Source organism: Propionivibrio sp., from assembly GCF_029255185.1.
Lineage (GTDB): Bacteria > Pseudomonadota > Gammaproteobacteria > Burkholderiales > Rhodocyclaceae > Propionivibrio.
Genome location: NZ_JAPUVO010000030.1, coordinates 1 through 3,420 on the forward strand (window position 1 = coordinate 1; position 3,420 = coordinate 3,420).

A 3,420-nucleotide genomic window follows, 5' to 3' on the forward strand; every position below is an offset into this window, starting at 1 on the left:
CGTCAGACGCGTGCGCAAAGCCTCGAACACGTTGCGTTCGACCATCGTGTTGACGAAGCTCATGGCCGATAAAAGAAACAGGAACAGCTCGGCAAATTCGAGCAGCACATGCCGCAGTTTCTCCGCGACTTCAACGGCGCGGTCTTCCTGATGGTATGCGATCGCGACAAGAATCCAAATAACCCCTGCCGCCGTCATGACGGGCACTGATTTGCGCAAGCGGATCTTCTCCTCCGCAAACACCGCCGCATATGCCAGCCCCAACGCAACCAGAATGGCCGGACCAATCCATGACGAAACAAGCTGAAGCATGAGAACCCACTATGAACGGCGTGCCTACCTGCGGACTATACAGGCCTCTTCCTAGAAAAACAGCATGCGGACACGGCTTCGGACACGCCAGCGATTTTCCCGCAAAAAATCTATTTAAAATCAACACATTGTCCGGCGCATGCCGCGACAAAAACCGCTTTTTCTTTCACCAAAACACCATTACGGTGCGGGATCGATCATGCTTTGTTGAACCAAAGCGCCTTGGACGTTATCATTTCACGGAGATTTCTTGATAATGGATACCTTTATTAATTCTGGATACGGCAAAAATCTGCCCGCCACCCCCCAGCATTGCAGACATCAATGGCAGATGCTTTCGTGCGGACGCTCCGACAAGTATTCCGCCGCCAAGGCGCAGCTCCGTGCGCGGTCTTTTTATGGGCGGCAGAACGCGGCCATGTGGGTATTGTCCGCAATCTTTTGCAAGGTCTTCGCAGGGACAAAAGCGCCCACGCCGTGTACGCCAGCGAGGCGCTGCAACGCGCCGCTGCGGAAGGCCATGCCGATGTCGTAAGCCTTCTCATCGCGGAAGTCCCGTATCCTGTTCCCAATTTTCTGCAAAAAGCCTGCCGGTGGGCAATTTATGGCGGCCATACGCAGGCGGCAAAGGTTATCATCGCAGACACGCGCTTTGACGCTAACGTCACAAATCGGGATGACGTTTCTCTGCTGCAACTAGCGGCGCGGCTTGGTGAAGCGGAGATCGTTGATACCCTTGTGTCGCGTATAGAGCGGGACAATGGCTTGGCAGCAAACCGCTCTGGCATTCTGCTTGCCCTTCCGGAAGAAGAGGGAGGAACGAACATTCCCCGTGAACTCTCTCAGGCTTTGCGCACTGCGAAAATTTATGGGCACAACGCCGTGATAGAAATGCTTTCACAACACGGCATCGTCGAACCCTCTAGAGAAGCGACGTCTGGAACCGCAATTCGCCTCCCTGTTCATCAAGGCGGAGCCTCACCCGCGCTCCAACCGGCAGCGTCGTGATATAGGGCGCATGGCCGCAGGGAAAGTTAAACGCCAGCGGGATATGCGGCGGCACATGCTCCATGACGATCTGGCGCAGGTCGCGGCCATAGGGCTGTTCGCCGGATCGCATCAGGCCGGTTTCGCCATCGACGATATCCACCATCGCGCCCACCAGCACGGCGCGCACATGGCGGAATTTCCCCGCCATGCTGAATTGCCTGAGCTTGGCGTCGATCTTGTAAAGCGCTTCGTCGACATCTTCGATGAACAAAATCGCGCTGTCACCCGACCAGTCGTAAGGCGTACCGATCAGATATTGCAGCAAGGTAATGTTGCCCCCCGTCAACACGCCCTCTGCCTCCCCCGCGCGCGCAGTCTCGACTTCGAGTAAGCGCAAAACCCGCGCCGCCGGTTGCGGCCCCAGCATCGCGAAAAGTTCGGCCTCGGTGCGCGGATCGCAATCAGGTTGCGCGAAGTTCCAACCCAGCGGCCCGTGGAAAGTGACGAAGCCGCAGCGCTGCGTTATTGCCTGCAACAGCGCGGTAATATCCGAGAAACCGACGAAGGGTTTGGGGTTCCTCGCAATCAAGCCGTAATCCAGCCCGTCGAGTAACCGCGTCGATCCCGTGCCGCCGCGCACGCACAGCACCGCGTCGATGGCCGGATCGGCGAACATGTCGTGAAGCGCCCCGATCCGCGCCGCGTCGCTCCCCGCCAACTGGCCATCCCGCAACGCGGTCTGCGGATGCGTCGCCACGCGATAGCCTCGCCTCGCCAGCATCGCCTTGGTCATTTCAATCCATTCCGGCTGCGGCCACCGCGCCGGCGCCACAAGGCCGACCGTCCCACCCGACTTGAGCGGCGGCGGAAAATTTAGGGCGGAAAGCTGCGGCATCGACGACTCCCCTCGACTAACGGAGACTTGGATTCCAGAACGGCGGCGGCTAGAGTAGTCGCCGACCAAACGCTACCACACACGCAAGCGAGGCCAAAGTGACCGATCCAGCCCAGACGCTCCTGAAGCTCACCCACGAAACCAAGGCCGTCTCCATCTGGAATCGCCAGACCGGCCCCGTGTTCTGGTACGCCGCCTCTGTACCCGGCCCGTTCTATGTCAATACGGAACTGGTGATCGGCCCTGAGCTGGCGGAGACCTTGCTGAACAAAATTACCGCCATCGTCGGCGGCACGACCGACGCAGCGCAACGCGCCGCGCAGCTCAACGCCGCGATCCTCGCCGCCTATGACGCGAATCCGGCCTATCGGCAGGTCATCGCCGCCATGACCGCCGCCGCGAAGGCGGCATTTCCGGCGGGAAGCTATGACGTGGTGTCGGGCGGCGAGCGGCGCGACTGGCTGTTTTCCATTCCATTTGCGCGCGAATGCGGGGCGCGGCATTTGTTCCTGTTCAAGGATCAAAGTTTCTATTGCGAACAGGGGATCAAGGCGGGCGAAACCGCGCTGCATGTCGCCGACCTCATCAACAACGCCGCGAGCTATTTCGATCTGTGGCTGCCGATCCTGCAAAAGGCCGACGTCGCCTGCGCCGGTACCGTCTGCCTGAACAGTCGCGGAACGAACGGGCTGGAACGGCTGGCGGCGGCCAAGGTCAAGGTGGTAGCGCTGAACAGCATCGATCTCGGCTTTTTCGCCAAATCGCGCGACAGCGGCCTGATCGACGCCGGAACCTATGCCGAACTCGAAAGCTATTTCGCCGCGCCGAAGCTGTGGGCGGCCAAATATCTGATGCAGGACGCGGCGCTGTTCGACGTCGCCCGCACCGACGCCAAATCCTTCACCCGCCTTCAATCCTTCTTCACCAACGATCCGTGGGGATTGCGTCCCAACCACGCCACCTTCTTCGCCGCCATGGACGAGGCCATCGCGGCCCGCGCAGGAACGGCAGCGAAGAAAGCCGGATAGAGACTCTCTGCCGCGTTTCGTCAACATGCGTGCGATGTGCGCAGGCAACAAAAAAGCGCCCGAAGGGCGCTTTTTGGAAACTTGCGATATGGTTTGTAATGTGTTTTCCGTTATCTGCCTTGAAGACCTGGCAGCGACTTACTCTCCCGGGCCTTAAGGCACAGTACCATCAGCGCAGAGGGTTTTCACGTCCGA

At 59.4% G+C, this 3,420-nt stretch carries 4 protein-coding genes; 2 read left to right on the forward strand and 2 right to left on the reverse strand.

All coding sequences use genetic code 11. From position 1 onward, the window contains the following. Positions 1-312, reverse strand: a 312-nt coding sequence (locus Q1J43_RS00465; protein WP_301100314.1) for a hypothetical protein, incomplete at its 3' end; no start/stop codon positions are given. 324 nt (positions 313-636) lie between these two features. On the opposite strand from Q1J43_RS00465, the gene Q1J43_RS00470 reads away from it, so the two are divergent. After that, positions 637-1,320 (forward strand): ankyrin repeat domain-containing protein, encoded by a 684-nt coding sequence (locus tag Q1J43_RS00470; protein ID WP_301100315.1) that lies wholly within the window; start codon positions 637-639, stop codon positions 1,318-1,320. On the opposite strand, the gene Q1J43_RS00475 is transcribed toward Q1J43_RS00470, so the two are convergent. After that, complete coding sequence (locus Q1J43_RS00475) at positions 1,235-2,197, reverse strand: LD-carboxypeptidase (RefSeq protein WP_301100316.1); 963 nt, start codon at positions 2,195-2,197, stop codon at positions 1,235-1,237. The genes Q1J43_RS00470 and Q1J43_RS00475 overlap by 86 nt on opposite strands. Positions 2,198-2,295: 98 nt before the next feature. Here Q1J43_RS00475 and Q1J43_RS00480 point away from each other — a divergent pair, with 98 nt between their 5' ends. Next, positions 2,296-3,225 (forward strand): hypothetical protein, encoded by a 930-nt coding sequence (locus Q1J43_RS00480; protein WP_301100317.1) that lies wholly within the window; start codon positions 2,296-2,298, stop codon positions 3,223-3,225. Positions 3,226-3,420 lie beyond the last annotated feature (195 nt).

Excerpts from the sequence above, each read along its gene's own strand:
- Q1J43_RS00470 (WP_301100315.1), top strand. The coding sequence starts at position 637 with ATGGCAGATGCTTTCGTGCGGACGCTCCGACAAGTATTCCGCCGCCAA.
- Q1J43_RS00475 (WP_301100316.1), bottom strand. The coding sequence starts at position 2,197 with ATGCCGCAGCTTTCCGCCCTAAATTTTCCGCCGCCGCTCAAGTCGGGT.